Origin of the sequence: Burkholderia sp. JP2-270 (assembly GCF_003233675.1) — a bacterium.
Lineage (GTDB): Bacteria > Pseudomonadota > Gammaproteobacteria > Burkholderiales > Burkholderiaceae > Burkholderia > Burkholderia pyrrocinia_C.
In genome coordinates this window covers 1571772-1589991 of the sequence record NZ_CP029824.1, presented here as the reverse complement: position 1 = coordinate 1589991, position 18220 = coordinate 1571772, and the positions used below count along the sequence as shown (strand labels likewise).

16 protein-coding genes are annotated in these 18220 nt (G+C 66.2%); 8 read left to right on the top strand and 8 right to left on the bottom strand.

Annotated elements, in window-relative coordinates; all coding sequences use genetic code 11:
* Positions 1 to 25: 25 nt before the first annotated feature.
* Genes DM992_RS07560 through purN form a run of 3 tightly spaced genes read right to left on the bottom strand, consistent with a single transcriptional unit; the run spans position 26 to position 3363 of the window.
* Positions 26 to 1423, bottom strand: a complete 1398-nt coding sequence (locus DM992_RS07560; RefSeq protein ID WP_111016294.1) for a mechanosensitive ion channel domain-containing protein — start codon at positions 1421 to 1423, stop codon at positions 26 to 28.
* 18 nt (positions 1424 to 1441) lie between these two features.
* A complete protein-coding gene (locus tag DM992_RS07555) occupies positions 1442 to 2704 on the bottom strand; it encodes an RsmB/NOP family class I SAM-dependent RNA methyltransferase (RefSeq protein ID WP_111016293.1) in 1263 nt (420 codons plus the stop codon).
* Positions 2701 to 3363 (bottom strand): phosphoribosylglycinamide formyltransferase, encoded by a 663-nt coding sequence (purN, locus tag DM992_RS07550; RefSeq protein ID WP_043189977.1) that lies wholly within the window; start codon positions 3361 to 3363, stop codon positions 2701 to 2703. The genes DM992_RS07555 and purN overlap by 4 nt, the downstream gene beginning before the upstream one ends.
* A gap of 121 nt (positions 3364 to 3484) precedes the next feature.
* Here purN and DM992_RS07545 point away from each other — a divergent pair, with 121 nt between their 5' ends.
* The 5 genes from DM992_RS07545 to dut all read left to right on the top strand — a co-directional run bounded on the left by DM992_RS07545 (position 3485) and on the right by dut (position 9700).
* The gene (locus tag DM992_RS07545; protein WP_072444889.1) at positions 3485 to 4477 is read left to right on the top strand and encodes a bifunctional riboflavin kinase/FAD synthetase; all 993 of its coding nucleotides are present in this window, start codon (positions 3485 to 3487) and stop codon (positions 4475 to 4477) included.
* A 101-nt stretch (positions 4478 to 4578) separates the two neighbouring features.
* Positions 4579 to 7416 (top strand): isoleucine--tRNA ligase, encoded by a 2838-nt coding sequence (gene ileS, locus DM992_RS07540; RefSeq protein ID WP_111016292.1) that lies wholly within the window; start codon positions 4579 to 4581, stop codon positions 7414 to 7416.
* Between the two features lie 2 nt (positions 7417 to 7418).
* Positions 7419 to 7919: a signal peptidase II gene (lspA, locus tag DM992_RS07535; protein WP_111016291.1), complete on the top strand. Its 501-nt coding sequence runs from the start codon at positions 7419 to 7421 to the stop codon at positions 7917 to 7919.
* A gap of 67 nt (positions 7920 to 7986) precedes the next feature.
* Positions 7987 to 9198, top strand: coding sequence for a bifunctional phosphopantothenoylcysteine decarboxylase/phosphopantothenate--cysteine ligase CoaBC (gene coaBC / locus DM992_RS07530; protein ID WP_111016290.1), 1212 nt, complete (start codon positions 7987 to 7989; stop codon positions 9196 to 9198).
* A 55-nt stretch (positions 9199 to 9253) separates the two neighbouring features.
* Positions 9254 to 9700, top strand: a complete 447-nt coding sequence (gene dut, locus DM992_RS07525) for a dUTP diphosphatase (RefSeq protein ID WP_021160741.1) — start codon at positions 9254 to 9256, stop codon at positions 9698 to 9700.
* Between the two features lie 51 nt (positions 9701 to 9751).
* On the opposite strand, the gene DM992_RS07520 is transcribed toward dut, so the two are convergent.
* From DM992_RS07520 to clpS, 4 genes are all read right to left on the bottom strand, one after another.
* The gene (locus DM992_RS07520) at positions 9752 to 10522 is read right to left on the bottom strand and encodes a hypothetical protein (protein ID WP_111016289.1); all 771 of its coding nucleotides are present in this window, start codon (positions 10520 to 10522) and stop codon (positions 9752 to 9754) included.
* A gap of 154 nt (positions 10523 to 10676) precedes the next feature.
* Entirely contained in the window at positions 10677 to 12056 is a 1380-nt protein-coding gene (locus DM992_RS07515) for an amino acid permease (RefSeq protein ID WP_111017852.1), read from the bottom strand.
* A 103-nt stretch (positions 12057 to 12159) separates the two neighbouring features.
* The gene (gene clpA, locus DM992_RS07510) at positions 12160 to 14460 is read right to left on the bottom strand and encodes an ATP-dependent Clp protease ATP-binding subunit ClpA (RefSeq protein ID WP_034178825.1); all 2301 of its coding nucleotides are present in this window, start codon (positions 14458 to 14460) and stop codon (positions 12160 to 12162) included.
* Complete coding sequence (clpS, locus tag DM992_RS07505) at positions 14457 to 14771, bottom strand: ATP-dependent Clp protease adapter ClpS (RefSeq protein WP_006398529.1); 315 nt, start codon at positions 14769 to 14771, stop codon at positions 14457 to 14459. Before clpS ends, clpA begins: the two co-directional genes overlap by 4 nt.
* Before the next feature lie 289 nt (positions 14772 to 15060).
* Between clpS and DM992_RS41545 the strand changes: the two genes are divergently transcribed.
* Both DM992_RS41545 and DM992_RS07495 read left to right on the top strand, forming a co-directional pair.
* The gene (locus DM992_RS41545) at positions 15061 to 15228 is read left to right on the top strand and encodes a hypothetical protein (RefSeq protein WP_162631610.1); all 168 of its coding nucleotides are present in this window, start codon (positions 15061 to 15063) and stop codon (positions 15226 to 15228) included.
* 87 nt (positions 15229 to 15315) lie between these two features.
* Positions 15316 to 15519 carry a cold-shock protein gene (locus DM992_RS07495; protein WP_006478030.1) on the top strand — a complete coding sequence of 68 codons (204 nt, stop codon included), beginning with the start codon at positions 15316 to 15318 and terminating at the stop codon, positions 15517 to 15519.
* Between the two features lie 182 nt (positions 15520 to 15701).
* Here DM992_RS07495 and DM992_RS07490 read toward each other — a convergent pair whose 3' ends face one another.
* Positions 15702 to 17291, bottom strand: a complete 1590-nt coding sequence (locus tag DM992_RS07490) for a multicopper oxidase family protein (protein WP_111016288.1) — start codon at positions 17289 to 17291, stop codon at positions 15702 to 15704.
* A 667-nt stretch (positions 17292 to 17958) separates the two neighbouring features.
* Here DM992_RS07490 and DM992_RS07480 point away from each other — a divergent pair.
* On the top strand, positions 17959 to 18183 hold the full coding sequence (locus DM992_RS07480) for a hypothetical protein (protein WP_034178827.1): 225 nt from the start codon (positions 17959 to 17961) through the stop codon (positions 18181 to 18183).
* Positions 18184 to 18220 lie beyond the last annotated feature (37 nt).

The following is an 18220-nucleotide window of genomic DNA, read 5'->3' as shown; positions in this document are numbered from 1 at the left end:
CGATACGATTGACGACCGACGCGCGCTATCCAGCCGGGGCGCGCCCGTCCATCGCACCGTTGCCGGCCGCCGGATCGCCCGCCGCCGGATCGTGCCCCGCCGCCGCGCCCGCGGCGGCAAAACCGTCCGGCAACCCGACGACGCGCACTTCGCGCTGCGGAAACGGAATCGAAATCCCGTGCTCGTTGAACAGCCGCCAGATGTTGCGGTTCACGGCCGAACGCACGCCCGACGTGCCTTTGGCCGAATCTTCGATCCAGAAGCCGAGCTCCAGGTCGATCCCGTCCGCGCCGAAGCTCACCAGATACGGGGTCGGCGCGGGCTCCGCCAGCACGCGCGGCACGTCCTTCGCGGCGTCGGCGAGCAGCGCGAGCGCGTGCTCGACATCGCTCGTGTACGCGACCTGCACCGCGACCTTCGCATAGCCGCGCGTCAGGTACGACGACTGGTTCTGCACGACATCGGTGATCAGCTTCTCGTTCGGGATCAGCGTCTCGTTGCCGTCGAGGCCGCGCACGACCGTGTAGCGTGTGCGGATCTGCGTGACGACGCCCTGCAGCCCGCCGACGCTGATCGCGTCGCCGAGCCGCAGCGAGCGGTCGAGCAGGATGATGAAGCCCGACACGTAGTTGCTCGCGATCTTCTGCAGCCCGAAGCCGAGGCCGACACCGACCGCGCCGCCGAACACGCCGAGCACCGTCACGTCGATGCCGACGAGCGACAGCCCGATCAGGATCGCCGCGAACACGAGCAGCGCGCGGCCGACCCGCGACAGCACGACCTTCAGGTTCGCATCGAGCGTGCTCGCGCGCGTGAGGCGATCCTCGAGCACCGAGCCGAGCCACATCGCGACCATCAGCGTCACGCAGACCCACAGCGCGCCGGAGATCAGCGACAGCAGCGTGAGGTGCGCATTGGCGACCCGGAACTGCACGCTGTCGAGCCAGCCGAGCACGTCACGCTGGATGCCGAGCACGGTCAGCACCATCGCGGCCCACACGACGGTCGACACGATCTTCTCGACGATCGATAGCCACGCATGCGTGTGGCCGTCGCGCGCAAACACGCGCCGCGCGAAGAAGAACAGCACGTAGATCAGCCCGATGCCGAACAACGGCACGAGCGCGAGCGACAGCAGCGCCGTCGACATGAACGGGTCGAACGCAAGCTGCGCAACGCCCACGAAGATGCCGCCGAACAACGGAAACAACGCGCGCTTCAGGCTATGCGCACCCGCGCCGGGCGCGCGTCCGGCCGCCCGCCGGCGCGCATCGATCCGGCCGTGCACGAAGCGCGCGGCCAGCCACGCGAAACACAGCGCGCCGACGAGGATCGCCGCCTGCCAGATCATCACCGGCTGGTGAAAGTCGCGAATTACCGATGCCAGCCGGTGCGACAGCAGGCGGCTCTGCAGATTCTCCATCGTCCGTCCGTGCCGCCGTTACTGCGCGCGCCGCTCGAGCACCGCGGCGAAGAAGCCGTCGGTCGCGTGACGGTGCGGCCACAACGACAGGTAGTCGCCCGTCTCGAGTTCGATGCGCTGGTCGGCCAGCACCTTCTGCGCAGGCACCAGCACGAACTCGGGATGGTCGGCCAGGAACTGCTCGACGATGCGCTCGTTCTCGGCGTCGAGCACGCTGCAGGTCGCGTAAACGAGCCGGCCGCCCTTCTTCACGAGGCGCGCTGCGCTCGCGAGGATCGACGCCTGCTTCGGCGTCAGCTCGTCGATCGAGGTGCGCGTCTGGCGCCACTTCAGGTCCGGATTGCGGCGCAGCGTGCCGAGGCCGCTGCATGGCGCGTCGACCAGCACGCGGTCGATCTTGCCGGCGAGCCGCTTGATCTTCGCGTCGTGCTCGCTGTCGATCAGCACGGGGTTCACGTTCGACAGCCCGCTGCGCGCAAGGCGCGGCTTCAGCTTCGCAAGGCGCTTTTCCGATACGTCGAACGCATAGAGGCGCCCGGTCGAGCGCATCATCGCGCCCAGTGCGAGCGTCTTGCCGCCCGCGCCCGCGCAGAAATCGACGACCATCTCGCCGCGGCGCGGCGCGACCAGCGAGCACAGCAACTGGCTGCCTTCGTCCTGCACCTCGATCTCGCCTTCTTCGAACAGCTTCAGGCGCGTCAGCGCCGGCTTGCCGACCACGCGCACGCCGAACGGCGCGAACGGCGTCGCACCCGCATCGATGCCGTTTGCGCGCAGCGCGTCGATCACCTGGTCGCGGGTCGCCTTCTGCGCGTTGGCGCGCAGGTCGAGCGGCGCCGGGTAGTTCAGCGCGGCGGCGAGCTGCGCGAGCTCATCGGCATCGAAACGTGCCGACAGCGCCTGGTGGATCCAGTCCGGCAGGTTCGTGCGCACGCGCACCGGCAGGCTCGCGGGATCGATCTTCGACACATGCTCGAGCCATGCGGACTCGGTGTCGGACAAAAACGGCTTCAGCGCATTGCGGCCGGCCGTCTGCATCAGGCCGAGCAGCGTGAGGCGCCGCGCGGGCGTGCCCGTGCCGCTCTCGGCGAGATGCGAAAACTCCATCTTCCGGCGCAGCACCGCGAACACGGCCTCGGCGATCACGCCGCGCTCGGCATGCCCGAGCTTCGGGTGCGCGCGGAAGAACCGGCTCGTCGTCGCGTCGGCGGGGCCGGCGAACTTCAGCACCTCGGCCAGCAAAGTCTCGGTCTGGCCGATCAGGAATCCGTGCAGCTTCATACGCCCTCACTCGTTTCGGTATGCGGTTGATCCGCGAAAATCCAGCGCGCCTCTTCCGGCGCCACCACTGCCCGGCCGTTCTCGAGGCGCAAACGCCCCTCGACGAACCAGCGCACCGCGCGCGGATACAGCACATGCTCGACCGTCAGCACGCGCTGCGCGAGCGCGGCCGCGTCGTCGCCCGCGCGCACGGGCACCGCGCCCTGCGCGACGATCGCGCCGCTGTCGAGCTCGGGAATCACGAAGTGCACGCTCGCGCCGTGCAGCGCGACCCCCGCATCGAGCGCCTGCTGGTGCGTATGGATGCCCTTGAAGCTCGGCAGCAGCGACGGGTGGATGTTCAGCAGCCGGCCCTCGTATCGTCGGACGAATGCCGGCGTGAGGATGCGCATGAAGCCCGCGAGGACCACGAGATCGGGGGCAAAGCGGTCAATTTCGGCGGCGAGCGCCGCGTCGAAGCTGTCGCGGCCGTCGAACGACCGGTGGTCGACCACCGCGGTCGCCACCCCGTGCGACGCGGCAAAAGCCAGGCCGGCCGCATCGGGCCGGTTGGCGATCACGGCAGCGACCTCGGCCGGCCAGCGTTCCTGCGCGCACGCGCGGACGATGGCCTCCATGTTGCTGCCGCGACCGGAAATCAGGATCACGAGTTTTTTCATTCGCGAATTTTACCATTCGCCCCCGCGTTTCCCCCTTCTCGGCCGCCGGCCCGCCCGAACGTTTATAATCTTCTGCTTTGCGGCATCCCACCGCCCATTCCCCGACGCTGCATCCGCTATCGTGAAAGTCTTCCGCGGCCTGCCCAACGCCGAGAGCCGCGCCCCGTGCGCGCTGACGATCGGCAACTTCGACGGTGTCCATCGCGGCCACCAGGCCCTGCTCGCGCGCGTGCGCGCGGCAGCGGACGCGCGCGGCCTGCCCGTGTGCGTGATGACTTTCGAGCCGCATCCGCGCGAATTCTTCAACCCGGCCGGCGCGCCGCCGCGCATCGCGATGCTGCGCGACAAGCTCGAGGCGCTGCGCGAGCACGGCGTCGACCGGGTGGTCGTCGAGCACTTCAACCACACGTTCGCGAGCCAGTCGCCGCAGGCGTTCGTCGAGCGCACGCTGGTGAACGGGCTGCACACGCGCTGGATGATGGTCGGCGACGATTTCTGCTACGGCGCGAAGCGCGCGGGCACCTTCGACACGCTGAAGGCGGCCGGCGAGCAATACGGCTTCGAAGTCGAGCAGATGGGCACGGTGGCCGGCAGCGACGGCACGCGCATCTCGAGCTCGGGCGTGCGCGCGGCGCTCGCGGCCGGCGATCTCGACGCCGCCGCGCAGGCGCTCGGCCACGGTTATGCGATCAGCGGCCACGTCGCGCACGGGCTGAAGCTCGGCCGCGACCTCGGCTTCCCGACGCTGAACCTGCCGATCGCACACAAGCGGCCGGCGCTCGCAGGCATCTTCGTCGTGCAGGTGCACGGCCTCGGCCCCGACCCGCTGCCGGGCGTCGCGAGCCTCGGCCTGCGCCCGACCGTCGACGATTCGGGCCGCGTGCTGCTCGAAGTCCACCTGCTCGACTGGCACGGCGACGCGTACGGCAAGCTCATCCGCGTCGAATTCCTGAAGAAGCTGCGCGACGAAGCGAAATTCGACGATCTCGAGGCGCTGTCGCGCGCGATCGCACTGGACGTCGCGAACGCGCGCGCGTATTTCGTCGAGCGCGATCGTGCGCCGGGCAGCCGCGCAACGGGCTTCTCGACGTCGGCAACCGACCGAATTAGCTGATCCGGACGGCGGCGCCCCGCGCCGCACCCACGCGCCGCACAGTCGCGCGCATACCCGATTCACGACGCACGAGCGTCCCCCGATTTGATAGCGATCCCATCATGAGCAACAAGAAAGCCGATTCGAAACCGCAGGCCAAGTATCCGGTCAACCTGCTCGACACGCCGTTCCCGATGCGCGGCGACCTGCCCAAGCGCGAGCCGCAGTGGGTCAAGGAATGGGAAGAGCGCGGCATCTACGACAAGATCCGCGCGGCCAGCAAGGGCCGGCCGAAGTTCATCCTGCACGACGGCCCGCCGTATGCGAACGGCGACATCCACCTCGGCCACGCCGTCAACAAGATCCTGAAGGACATCGTCGTCAAGTCGCGCAACATGGCCGGCTTCGACGCACCGTACGTGCCGGGCTGGGATTGCCACGGGATGCCGATCGAGATCCAGATCGAGAAGCAGTTCGGCAAATCGCTGCCGGCGGCCGAAGTGATGAGCAAGGCACGCGCGTACGCGACCGAGCAGATCGAGAAGCAGAAGGTCGGCTTCAAGCGCCTCGGCGTGCTCGGCGACTGGGCCAATCCGTACAAGACGATGAACTTCGTCAACGAGGCGGAAGAGATCCGCGCGCTCGGCAAGATCATCGAGAAGGGTTATGTGTATCGCGGGCTGAAGCCGGTGAACTGGTGCTTCGACTGCGGCTCGGCGCTCGCCGAAGCGGAAGTCGAGTACAAGGACCGCACCGATCCGACGATCGACGTGATGTTCGCATTCGCGGAACCGGAAAAGACCGCGCAGGCGTTCGGCCTGCCGGCACTGCCGCGCGCCGAAGGCGGCATCGTGATCTGGACCACCACGCCGTGGACGATTCCCGCGAACCAGGCGCTGAACCTCCATCCGGAAATCGTCTACGCGCTGGTCGACACCGAGCGCGGGCTGCTGATCATCGCGGAAGAACGCGTCGCCGCGTGCATGGAAGAGTTCAAGCTGACGGGCCGCGTCGTCGCGACCGCGCCGGGCGTGAAGCTCGCGAACCTGCGCTTCCACCACCCGCTCGCACCGGCCCATCCCGGCTACAAGCGCACCGCGCCCGTCTACCTCGGCGACTACGTGACGACCGACACGGGTACCGGCGTCGTGCACTCGTCGCCCGCGTACGGCATCGAGGACTTCATGTCCTGCAAGGCGCACGGGATGACCGATTCGGACTTCATCAACCCGGTGATGGGCGACGGCCGCTATATCGAATCGCTGCCGCTGTTCGGCGGCCTGTCGATCTGGGATGCGAACCCGAAGATCGTCGACGCGCTGAACGCGGCCGGCTCGCTGCTGCGCAGCGAGAAGTACACGCACAGCTACATGCACTGCTGGCGCCACAAGACGCCGATCATCTATCGCGCGACGTCGCAGTGGTTCGCCGGCATGGACGTCACGCCGCGCGCTGGCGGCAAGACGCTGCGCGAAACGGCGCTCGAAGGCGTCGATGCGACCGCGTTCTACCCGTCGTGGGGCAAGCAGCGCCTGTTCAGCATGATCGCGAACCGTCCCGACTGGACGCTGTCGCGCCAGCGCCAGTGGGGTGTGCCGATGGCGTTCTTCGTGCACAAGGAAACCGGCGAGCTGCACCCGCGCACGCTCGAGCTGCTCGAGGAAGTCGCGAAGCGCGTCGAGCAGTCGGGCATCGAGGCGTGGCAGACGCTCGACCCGCGCGAGCTGATCGGCGACGACGCGAACCTGTACGAAAAGAACCGCGACACGCTCGACGTGTGGTTCGACTCGGGCACGACGCACTGGCACGTGCTGCGCGGCTCGCACAAGGATCAACTGCAGTTCCCGGCCGATCTGTACCTCGAAGGCTCGGACCAGCATCGCGGCTGGTTCCACTCGTCGCTGCTGACCGCGTCGATGATCGACGGCCGCGCGCCGTACAAGGGCCTGCTCACGCACGGCTTCACGGTCGACGGCGAAGGCCGCAAGATGAGCAAGTCGCTCGGCAACGGCGTCGATCCGCATGAAGTCGCGAACCGCCTCGGCGCGGAAATCATCCGCCTGTGGATCGCGTCGACCGACTATTCGGGCGAGCTCGCGATCTCCGAGGAAATCCTGAAGCGCGTGACCGAAGGCTATCGCCGCATCCGCAACACGCTGCGCTTCCTGCTCGCGAACCTGTCGGACTTCGACTACGCGCAGCACGCGGTGCCGGTCGGCGAATGGCTCGAGATCGACCGCTATGCGGTTGCGTTCTCGGCGCAACTGCAGACGGAACTGCTCGGCCACTACGAGAAGTACGAATTCCACCCGGTCGTCGCAAAGCTGCAGACGTACTGCTCGGAGGATCTCGGCGGCTTCTACCTCGACGTGCTGAAGGATCGCCTGTACACGAGCGCGGCCGATTCGCACGCACGCCGCTCCGCGCAGACGGCGCTGTACCACCTGACGCACGGCCTGCTGCGCGTGCTCGCGCCGTTCCTGTCGTTCACGGCGGAAGAAGCATGGAAGGTGTTCCAGCCGGCCAGCGACACGATCTTCACGGAAACGTACTACGCGTATCCGGAAGTCGCCGGCTCGGCCGCGCTGATCGAGAAGTGGGCGCTGCTGCGCGACGTCCGCGGCAACGTGACGAAGGCGCTGGAGGAAGCGCGCACCGCGAACCGCATCGGTTCGTCGCTGCAGGCCGAAGTGGCCGTGCACGCGAGCGGCGCGCGCTACGACGCGCTCACGAGCCTCGGCGAAGACCTGAAGTTCGTGCTGATCACGTCGGCCGCGACGGTCGTCAAGGTCGATGACGAAGCGCAGGAAAGCGTCGACGTGGCCGCGTCGAAGTACCAGAAGTGCGAACGCTGCTGGCACTACCGCGAAGATGTCGGCGCGCACGCCGATCATCCGACGCTGTGCGGCCGCTGCTTCTCGAACCTCTTTGAAAACGGCGAAATCCGGAGCGCTGCTTAAATATGGCGAAAACCCTGTCGAAACCGGCCAGCGGAGCGCTTGCGCCCTGGCTCGGCATTTCGCTGATCGTGATCCTGTTCGATCAACTGTCGAAGATCGCGATCCTGAAAACGTTCGCGTACGGCGCGCAGCATGCGCTGACGTCGTTCTTCAACCTCGTGCTGGTGTACAACCGCGGCGCCGCGTTCGGCTTCCTGTCGACCGCGAACGGCTGGCAGCGCTGGGCGTTCACCGCGCTCGGCATTGGCGCGACGCTCGTGATCTGCTTCCTGCTGAAGCGCCACGGCCATCAGCGATTGTTCAGCGTGTCGCTCGCGCTGATCCTCGGCGGCGCGCTCGGCAACGTGATCGACCGGCTCGTCTACGGCCACGTGATCGACTTCCTCGATTTCCACCTCGGCGCCTGGCACTTCCCGGCGTTCAACCTCGCCGACTCCGCGATCACGGTCGGCGCGGTGCTGCTGATCTACGACGAACTGCGTCGCGTGCGCGGCTCGCGCTAAGCGCGCATACTCGGCGTCGACGGCCGGCCTCGCGCCGGCCGTCCCGTTTGACCCTTGGAGGCCTGAGTTGGCACACGCAGAACTCGCAGGAAAACACCTCGTTCTCGGCCTGACGGGCGGCATCGCCTGCTACAAGATCGCCGAGCTCACGCGGCTGCTCACGAAGGCCGGCGCGACCGTGCAGGTCGCGATGACCGAAGCCGCCACGCAGTTCATCACGCCCGTCACGATGCAGGCGCTGTCGGGCCGGCCCGTCTACACAAGCCAGTGGGACGCGCGCATCGACAACAACATGGCGCACATCGACCTGTCGCGCGAAGCCGACGCGATCGTGATCGCGCCCGCGTCGACGGATTTCCTCGCGAAGCTCGCGCACGGGTTCGCGGACGACCTGCTGTCGACGCTGTGCGTCGCGCGCGACTGTCCGCTGCTCGTCGTTCCCGCGATGAATCGCCAGATGTGGCAAAACCCGGCCACGCAGCGCAACGTCGCGCAACTGCGCGCGGACGGCGTGTCGGTGCTCGGCCCGGATTCGGGCGCGCAGGCGTGCGGCGAAGTCGGCGACGGCCGCATGCTCGAACCCGACGCGATCTATGAAGCGATCGTCGCGCATTTCGCGCCGAAGGTGCTCGCACACCGGCGCGTGCTGATCACGGCCGGGCCGACGTTCGAACCGCTCGACCCCGTGCGCGGCCTCACGAACCGCTCGAGCGGCAAGATGGGCTTCGCGCTCGCGCGCGCCGCGCAGCAGGCCGGCGCCGACGTGCATCTCGTTGCGGGGCCGGTCGCGCTCGACACGCCGTGGGGCGTGACCCGCCAGGACGTGCAGACCGCGCAGCAGATGTACGACGCGGTGATGCAAGCGGTCGCCGATGCCGACATCTTCATCGCGGTGGCCGCGGTCGCCGACTGGCGCGTCGACCAGCCTGCCGAGCACAAGATTAAGAAGACGGCCGACCGCAAGATGCCGGCGCTCGCGTTCGTCGAGAACCCCGACATCCTCGCGTCGGTCGCGGCGCTGCCCGATCCGCCGTTCTGCGTCGGGTTCGCGGCCGAAAGCGGTGACCTCGACGTGCACGGCGACGAGAAGCGCAAGCGCAAGAACGTGCCGCTGCTCGTCGGCAACCTCGGCCCACTGACGTTCGGCCGCGACGACAACGAAGTCGTGCTGTTCGAAGCCGCCGGCCTCACGCGCCTGCCGCGCGCGCCGAAGGACGAACTCGCGCATGCGCTCGTCGCGGAAATCGCGAAGCGCCTGCCCGACAACCGCCTGATCTGACCTCCTGCGCGGCGGCGCTCGCCGCCGCGCCTCTCCCGACCGATTCGACGACCGCATGAAACTCGACCTGAAGATTCTTGACGCGCGCATGCGCGACTACCTGCCCGCCTATGCGACCACCGGCAGCGCGGGCCTCGACCTGCGCGCGTGCCTCGACGCACCGGTCACGCTGCAGCCGGGCGAAACGACGCTCGTGCCGACCGGCCTTGCGATCCACCTCGCCGACCCGGGCTATGCCGCGCTGATCCTGCCGCGCTCGGGCCTCGGCCACAAGCACGGGATCGTGCTCGGCAACCTCGTCGGCCTGATCGACTCCGACTACCAGGGCCAGTTGATGGTCTCGACGTGGAATCGCGGCCAGACCGAGTTCGTGCTGAATCCGTTCGAGCGGCTCGCGCAACTCGTGATCGTGCCGGTCGTGCAGGCGCAGTTCAACATCGTCGACGACTTCGCGGAAAGCGATCGCGGCGAAGGCGGCTTCGGCAGCACCGGCCGCCACTGAACGACGCGACACACAAAAAAAAGGGCCTCGCGGCCCTTTTTTCGTTCGCCGTCATTCGCCGGCCGGCTGCGCGATTCGCGCGGGCACCGGTTCGCGTCGCCGCGCCTGCGCGACGCTCGCATAGATGACCATCGCGACCAGCACGCCGAGCAGCACGGCCGACGAGCCGACCGTACCGAGCGCGAGCCCGCCCTTCGCGACCGGCTTCGTCAGCAGGTCGCCGACCGTCGCGCCGAACGGGCGCGTGAGCACGAACGCGGCCCAGAACAGCAGCACGCCGGAAATCCGCGTGAAATAGGACGCTAGCACGATCGCCGCAAGCAGCCCGCCGATCAGCAGCGCGCCGCCGCCGAAGCCGAGGCCCGAGCTGTCCGCGAGGAAATCGCCGAGCGCGGTGCCGAGCGTGTTCGAGAACAGGATCGCGATCCAGTACAGCAGCTCGACCTTGCGCGTGCGGATCAGGTCGACCGACAGCGATTCGCCGCTGAGCCGCCAGACCGCGAAGATCGCCAGCAGGATCGCGACGAGGATCGACGAGCCGGCCGCATAACCGAGGCCGAGCGTGCGATCCATGAAGTCGGACATCGTCGTGCCGGCCGTGCTCGTCGCGACGATCACGGCCCAGTAGACCGCCGGGCGATAGCGCGTCGTCTTGAGCTGCGCGCCCAGCGCCACGAGAAACAAGCCGAACAGCAGGATCGAGCTCACCGCATAACCGACGTTCAGCGTCATCGACAGCAGGTCGCCGCCGGTTTCGCCGAGCGTCGTCGCGCAGATCTTCATGATCCAGAACGCAAGCGTGATTTCGGGAAGTTTGTTCATTCGAACCCCTTTTGCAGGAAAGCGGCGAGCCGGCGCGTGCCGGCCTGCGCTGCAGACAGGCTCGAATGTAGTCGCCGCCGGCTTAACGGAACCTTAGCGAATGTGAAGAGCGGGACGGCCGGCAGACGCAGCCGTCACGACCGCGTCGGCGCCGTCAGCGTGCGTGCTGGTGCCGATAGTGCAATGCATACGCGAGCGTCAGCAGCACGACGAACACGACGCCGACCACCATCGTCATCCGGAATTCGCGCGTGAACGCGGTCGTGAACAGGATCGCCGCGACGAGTCCCGCGCCGAGCAGGCTGCCGAACGGGTGGCCCCACATCCGGAATGCGAGCGCGGGGCCGCGATACCGCAAACGGAAGCGCAGGTGCGTGACGAAGATCATCAGCCACGTGAACAGCGCGCCGAACATCGCGATCGCCATCATCACGGTGAACGCCGTGTCGGGCGCCAGCGCGACCAGCACGGCCGCCACCGCGACGCCGCTCGTCGAGATCCACAGCGCCGCACGCGGCACGCCGTTCGTGCCGAGCCGGCCGAATACCGCGGGCGCGAGCCGAGCGCGCGACAGGCTGAACATCATCCGCGTCGTCACGTAGAGCTGGCTGTTCATCGCCGACAGCGCCGCGATCAGCAGCACGAAGTTGATCACGCCTGCCGCGTACGGCACGTGCGTCGCGGCCATCACCTTCACGAACGGGCTTTCGTCGGTGCCGGCCTGCGTCCACGGCACGATCGCGAGCATCAGCGACAGCGTCAGCAGGTAGAACAGCACGAGCCGGAACACCGTCGAGCGGAATGCGCGCGTGACCGCGTGCTGCGGATCGCGCGCTTCGCCGGCCGCGATCGCGACGGCCTCGATGCTCATGTAGCTGAAGATCGCGACGATCACCGCGACCCAGGTACCCCATGGCCCCTTCGGCATGAAGCCGTCGTGCGCGGTGTAGTTCGCGAAACCGATGCCCGATGCGGCCGGCGCCGACCACACGAGGTACGCGCCGAGCACGATGAACACGACGATCGCCGCGATCTTCAGCAACGAGAATGCGTACTCGACCGAGCCGTACAGCGTGACGCTCGCGAGGTTCACGGCGATCAGCAGCGCGGAAAAGCCGATCACCCAGTACCACCCGGGCACGGCCGGAAACCAGTACTTCATGAACACGGCGATCGCGCTGATCTCGGTGCCGATCGCGAACACGACCGCGAACCAGTACGCATAGCGCACGAGAAAGCCCGCGAGCGGGCCGACGTAGTGTTCGGCATACGCGCCGAACGAGCCGGCCGTCGGATGCGCGACGGTCATTTCAGCGAGCGCGCCCATCAGCAGCAGCGCGATCAGCGCGCCGATCGCATAAGAGACCAGCACGCTCGGGCCGGCGAGCCCGATCGCGAACCCGCTGCCGAGGAACAGCCCCGTGCCGATCGCGCCGCCGATCGCGATCATCGCCATTTGCCCCGACGTCAGTGCGTGGCGCAACCCTTGTTCGCGCGCGACGATGTTGTCGAACGATCGTTGTTGTTTTGTCACTGCGTTACCACTCCCCTGCACCACCATTGCGCCGCCGGCGCCGGATAAAACGAAACGGCGCGGAGAACTTCCCGCGCCGTTCGCATGAACAACGAATTATCGCTTACTCGACTTCGACCGTCTCTTCGTTCGGCTTGTGCGGCGGATTCGCCAGCTTGTCGAACGACAACTGCACCTTGTCGTTTTCGTCGACGTCGACGGTCACGTGACCGCCGTTGACGAGCTTGCCGAACAGCAGCTCGTCGGCCAGCGCGCGACGGATCGTGTCCTGGATCAGCCGCTGCATCGGCCGCGCGCCCATCAGCGGGTCGAAGCCGTGCTTAGCGAGATGCTTGCGCAACGCGTCGGTGAAGAGCGCGTCGACCTTCTTCTCGTGCAGCTGTTCTTCGAGCTGGATCAGGAACTTGTCGACCACGCGCATGATGATTTCCTCATCGAGCGACCGGAAGCTGATGATCGAATCCAGGCGGTTGCGGAACTCCGGCGTGAACAGGCGCTTGATGTCGGTCATCTCGTCGCCCGTTTCGCGGCGCGTCGTGAAGCCGATCGTCGCCTTCTGCATCGACTCGGCGCCCGCGTTCGTCGTCATGATGATGATGACGTTGCGGAAATCCGCCTTGCGGCCGTTGTTGTCCGTCAGCGTGCCGTGGTCCATCACCTGCAGCAGCACGTTGTAGATGTCCGGATGCGCCTTCTCGATTTCGTCGAGCAGCAGCACGCAGTGCGGCTTCTTCGTGACGGCTTCGGTCAGCAGCCCGCCCTGGTCGAACCCGACATAACCCGGCGGCGCGCCGATCAGACGGCTCACCGCATGACGCTCCATGTACTCCGACATGTCGAAGCGGATCAGCTCGATGCCGAGCGTGAACGCGAGCTGGCGCGCCACTTCGGTCTTGCCGACACCCGTCGGGCCGGAGAACAGGAACGCGCCGATCGGCTTGTCCATCTTGCCGAGGCCCGCGCGCGCCATCTTGATCGATGCCGCCAGCGCGTCGATCGCCGGATCCTGGCCGAACACGACGCTCTTCAGGTCGCGGTCGAGCGTCTGCAGCTTGCTGCGATCGTCCTGCGACACGCTCTGCGGCGGCACGCGCGCGATCTTCGAGATGATTTCCTCGATCTCGCTCTTGCCGATCGTCTTCTTCTGCTTCGACTTCGGCAGGATGCGCTGCGCGGCGCCCGCTTCGTCGATCACGTCGATCGCCTTGTCCGGCAGGTGACGGTCGGTGATGAAGCGCGCCGACAGTTCGGCCGCGGCCGACAGCGCACCCGACGAATACTTGACGCCGTGATGCTCCTCGAAGCGCGACTTCAGCCCGCGCAGGATCGCGACCGTCTGCTCGACGGTCGGCTCGCTCACGTCGACCTTCTGGAAGCGCCGCGACAGCGCCGCATCCTTCTCGAAGATGCCGCGATACTCGGTGAACGTGGTCGCGCCGATGCACTTGAGCGTGCCCGACGACAGCGCCGGCTTCAGCAGGTTCGACGCATCGAGCGTGCCGCCCGACGCGGCGCCCGCGCCGATCAGCGTATGGATTTCGTCGATGAACAGGATCGCGTGCGGGCGCTCCTTGAGCTCCTTCAGCACCGTCTTCAGACGCTGCTCGAAATCGCCGCGATACTTGGTGCCCGCGAGCAATGCGCCCATGTCGAGCGAATAGACCTGCGCATTCGCGAGGATGTCGGGCACTTCGCCGCGCGTGATGCGATAGGCGAGCCCTTCCGCGATCGCGGTCTTGCCGACGCCGGCCTCGCCGACGAGCAGCGGATTGTTCTTGCGGCGACGGCACAGCACCTGCACGACGCGCTCGACTTCGGGCTCGCGACCGATCAGCGGATCGATGCGGCCGTCCTTCGCCATCTGGTTCAGGTTCTGCGTGAACTGCGCGAGCGGCGTTTCCTTCTGCGCATTCGCGTCTTCGCTTTCCGCGTTCGCGTCGGTCGACTTCGCGGCTTCGCCGCTGTTCGTCTTCGCGATGCCGTGCGAAATGAAGTTCACGACGTCGAGGCGCGTGACGCCCTGCTGCTGCAGGTAGTACACCGCGTGCGAATCCTTCTCGCCGAAGATCGCGACCAGCACGTTCGCGCCGGTCACTTCCTTCTTGCCGTTCGATGTCGATTGGACGTGCATGATCGCGCGCTGGATCACGCGCTGGAAACCGAGCGTCGGCTGGGTATCGACATCGTCGGTGCCCGGGACGGTAGGTGTGTTGTCGTGGATGAAATTGCGCAGGTTCTGACGCAGGTCCTCGATGTTTGCCGCGCACGCGCGCAACACCTCGGCTGCCGTCGGATTATCCAGCAGGGCCAGCAGCAGATGCTCGACCGTAATGAACTCATGGCGCGCCTGGCGTGCTTCCATGAACGCCATGTGCAGGCTGACTTCCAATTCCTGGGCAATCATGCTTCCTCCATCACGCACTGCAGCGGATGCCCTGCCTGCCGCGCATGGGTAACGACTTGCTCAACCTTGGTCGACGCGATGTCCCGCGTATAGACCCCACAAACCCCTCGCCCTTCGCGATGGACCTTCAGCATGATCTGCGTGGCCGTCTCGCGATCCTTCTTGAAATACTCCTGGACGACCATCACGACGAATTCCATCGGCGTGAAGTCGTCGTTCAGCAGCACCACCTTGTACATCGAAGGCGGCTTGAGCTTCTGCTGCTTGCGTTCCAGGACGGTACTGTCCTGCTTGTCCGGGATAATCGCCATACACCCATTCTAAACAACTCGGACAGGCCCGCAATCCTGCCATTACCCGACCGACCGGCCGGCGCCCTCCCCGGTATCCCGGAACACGCGACCTTCTTCGTGCCATACGAAAGCCGGCTGCGGTGCCGGCTTTCACGCGTGGCGCGGAACACGAACCGTCAGGGGGAACCGCACCGGAGCGTCGTATCCGCATCCAGTATCCCACAAGCCGGGACGACTCGAACGCGTGTCACTCGAGCCTGGTATATGAGCCGATTATGCGGCTTTTCAAGTCCTCGCGCTTGGCCGCATGCTGCGAAGCAAAGCCGGAAAAACCCTGAAAATGGGTTCTTTACAACGTCCCTCCAACCGTCTAAAAATTCCTCTTGACACTCCAATAAAGAGCGCCAACAATCAAGCTGGCACTTTTTTCATATCGCCGGTTGGTGAAATGAAAGAGGCCGAGGTGAGCTTGTGAGGGGGGAACGGCTGCATTTTCCGGTCGTTTAGCTTTTCGAGCGTGCTCGTGGTAAGTAGCAGCGACTGTGTGACAGGGGAAGTAGGTATGGCAACTGGTATCGTTAAGTGGTTCAACGACGCGAAGGGCTTCGGTTTCATCACTCCCGACGAGGGCGGTGAGGATCTGTTTGCGCACTTCTCGGCTATCACCATGAATGGCTTCAAGACGCTGAAGGAAGGCCAGAAGGTGAGCTTTGACGTCGTTCAAGGACCGAAGGGCAAGCAAGCGTCGAACATCCAGGCCGCATAAAGGCATCGGATATCGGACGAAGAAACCCGGCGCATTGCGCCGGGTTTCTTTTTTTTCAGGCCGGCCAATCGATAATCGATTGGCCGGCCTTTTCGTTCAATCCCGATAATTGAACACGCATTGTCTTGTCACGCATGCAGATTGAATACCGATCCGGCATGTGAAACACATTCACCATTTCGTTACACGACCTTCAGCGTGCCCATCATGCCGAGATCCTCGTGTTCGAGAATGTGGCAATGAAACATGCGCTCACCGGGCATGTCTTGCGTGACGAGAATCGTTACGGTTTCGCCGCTGCGCACATTCACGGTATCGCGCCATGCGCGGAACGGTTCGCTCGTGCGCGAGCCGCCCGACGCGCGCTCGATCACCTGGAACTGCGTGCCGTGCAGGTGGAACGGGTGATCCATGTCGGTGGCATTGCGGATCTCCCACCGCTCGACGTCGCCGCGACGGCTCGTCAGCGTCGCGCGGTGCGGCGCGTAGGTGTCGCCGTTGATCGTGAAGCGCATGCCCGCCGGGCGGCCGTGCGCCGCGCCCTTCATCATCGCGTCCATGTCCATTTCTTCGCCGAACTCGACCGTCTTGTACGCAACCGGTTCGCCCAGCGGCGGGACCGCACGCAGCACGGCGGGCAGTGCGCGCGCCGCGGCGGGCGCAAACGCGACATCGGCCAGCGCCAGCGCCGGATCGGGCGGCAGGCTGCCGTGGCCGTCGTCGTGCGACATCGCCATCTTGCGCCGGTCGTATTCGGCCGCCTGCAGCACCGCGCGCGACGCACGATCGCCGGCACGCACCAGCAGCTCCGCTCGCTCGCCCGGCGCAATCAGCAGCGACGTCACGCGACGCGACGCGGCGAACAGCCCGCCGTCGGTTCCCGCGTGCTCGAACGCACGGCCGTCGTCGAACGCGACGCTCAGGTAGCGCGCGCTGCACGCATTCCATACCCGCCAGCGCTCGTCGCCAGCGACGTCGATCCGCGGCCGGCGTGCGCCGTTGACCAGTACGAACTGACCTTCACGGCCGTTCATCCAGTCCATCATGTCGTTCCGTGCAATCGTGCCGTCGCGCGCAAGCTTCAGATCCGACACGAACAGGTTGCGCTCGGGCCAGCCGGCGAGCGGATCGTCCGCGGCGCGCACCACGAACGGCCCGGCCAGCCCGCGAAACACCTGCTCGGCCGTCATCATGTGCGGATGCGGGTGGTACCAGTAGGTGCCGGCGCTGCCCTTCGGCAACGTGAAGCGGTACACGCGCGACGCGCCGGGCGCAACCGGATCGGACGGATTGCCGTCCTGGTCGGGTGGCACCGGCAGCCCGTGCCAGTGGATCGTCGACGGCTGCGGCAGCTTGTTCACGAACCTGATCTCGACCGTATCGCCCTCGCGCACGTCGATCAGCGGGCCGACGACGGGGCCCTGCGTGCCCGCGCCGAACTGCCAGAAGGTGGTCGGCCGCGCACCGTGCAGCATCGGCCGCGCCACGGGTTGCGCCACCAGCGTGGCCCGGAACGTGCCGGGCTCGCGGCTCTCGTTCGCGAGCGTGCGCAACGCTGCGAGCGGCGCGCCGGCCGGCAGCGCGTCGGCGGCCGCGAGCGCGGCCGGCGCGGGCTTGCCGTGCTGCGCGTGACCCGACATGCCGGGCATGTCGTCCATCGAATCCATGTCGGCCATGCCCACATGACCGGCATGCTGTGCCCACGTGGTGCGCGCGAACAGCGACGCGGCCGCGACACCGATGGCGCGCGACAGGAAGGTTCTCCGTATCATCAATCGTTCCTCGTTATCCATGCTGCGTCGCGCGGCAGCCGCGACGCCCGCGCCGGCCGGCTCGAATGCCGATGCCCGACGCGAAACCTGATGCCCGCGTCATCATAACTGCAGGCCCCTGTCGAAGCGCGCCGCCGCCGGTCGGACGGCGATACGCCACAGCACGCGGCGGTGTCGCGCCGGATTTCGACACACGCATCGGCGGCGGCGCCGATCAGCGATGCGCCGCCCTTCGCCAACGATCGCCGCCATTTATCCACGCCGATTACGACCTCGGGACGATCGCTTGGCGCCTGTCATTCATCCCTGCACCGGCGCTCGTCGCATCCCCCGCGAAACCGCGAATATTTCACGATGCGGAACAAGTCTCTGCGTTGTAAAAATTCGTGGTGCAGGGCACAAATTTCCTGTTTCGCGATGCCAAAAAACGTTCCGCAATACGAAACGACAGAAATAACTATATGTTTTTAAAATGGAATTTTTGTTTCGAGAAGCTGTTCTAAGCGCACCATCCGACCGGGTCGCGGACGTAGACTTTGTTCCATGCACCGACGCTTCGCCACGACGTTCGATACGGAACCCGGCGCAAGCAGCCAGTCGGGCCATAGCCGGCCAAGCCGGCTGGCAGCACAACAGAATCGCTTGTGATCAGAAAGGGAGAACGGAAATGAAAGGATTTCGCTTTGGTTCAGCGCTCGGGTCGTTCTACATCCTGCCGGGTAACGGCGGTTGGGAAGCGACGTTCGGCAACGCCCTGCTCGGCGCGTTCTCGTGCCCCGAAGTGGCAGCCGACCACATCTCCCGCGGCGACTGCCCGCAACTGTCCGACATGGACACGGCGACGCTCGAAGTGCCGCATGAAATCGCCGAGTGGGAAATCGTTCACGTCTGAATGGCAAGCCTGCAACGAAAAACGCCCCGGGCGGCCG

Bases quoted from the DNA above. Each gene is read 5' to 3' on its own strand.
- DM992_RS07560 (WP_111016294.1), bottom strand. From the start codon at position 1,423: ATGGAGAATCTGCAGAGCCGCCTGCTGTCGCACCGGCTGGCATCGGTA.
- DM992_RS07555 (WP_111016293.1), bottom strand. From the start codon at position 2,704: ATGAAGCTGCACGGATTCCTGATCGGCCAGACCGAGACTTTGCTGGCC.
- purN (WP_043189977.1), bottom strand. From the start codon at position 3,363: ATGAAAAAACTCGTGATCCTGATTTCCGGTCGCGGCAGCAACATGGAG.
- ileS (WP_111016292.1), top strand. From the start codon at position 4,579: ATGAGCAACAAGAAAGCCGATTCGAAACCGCAGGCCAAGTATCCGGTC.
- lspA (WP_111016291.1), top strand. From the start codon at position 7,419: ATGGCGAAAACCCTGTCGAAACCGGCCAGCGGAGCGCTTGCGCCCTGG.
- dut (WP_021160741.1), top strand. From the start codon at position 9,254: ATGAAACTCGACCTGAAGATTCTTGACGCGCGCATGCGCGACTACCTG.
- DM992_RS07520 (WP_111016289.1), bottom strand. From the start codon at position 10,522: ATGAACAAACTTCCCGAAATCACGCTTGCGTTCTGGATCATGAAGATC.
- clpA (WP_034178825.1), bottom strand. From the start codon at position 14,460: ATGATTGCCCAGGAATTGGAAGTCAGCCTGCACATGGCGTTCATGGAA.
- clpS (WP_006398529.1), bottom strand. From the start codon at position 14,771: ATGGCGATTATCCCGGACAAGCAGGACAGTACCGTCCTGGAACGCAAG.
- DM992_RS41545 (WP_162631610.1), top strand. From the start codon at position 15,061: ATGCTGCGAAGCAAAGCCGGAAAAACCCTGAAAATGGGTTCTTTACAA.
- DM992_RS07495 (WP_006478030.1), top strand. From the start codon at position 15,316: ATGGCAACTGGTATCGTTAAGTGGTTCAACGACGCGAAGGGCTTCGGT.
- DM992_RS07490 (WP_111016288.1), bottom strand. From the start codon at position 17,291: ATGATACGGAGAACCTTCCTGTCGCGCGCCATCGGTGTCGCGGCCGCG.
- DM992_RS07480 (WP_034178827.1), top strand. From the start codon at position 17,959: ATGAAAGGATTTCGCTTTGGTTCAGCGCTCGGGTCGTTCTACATCCTG.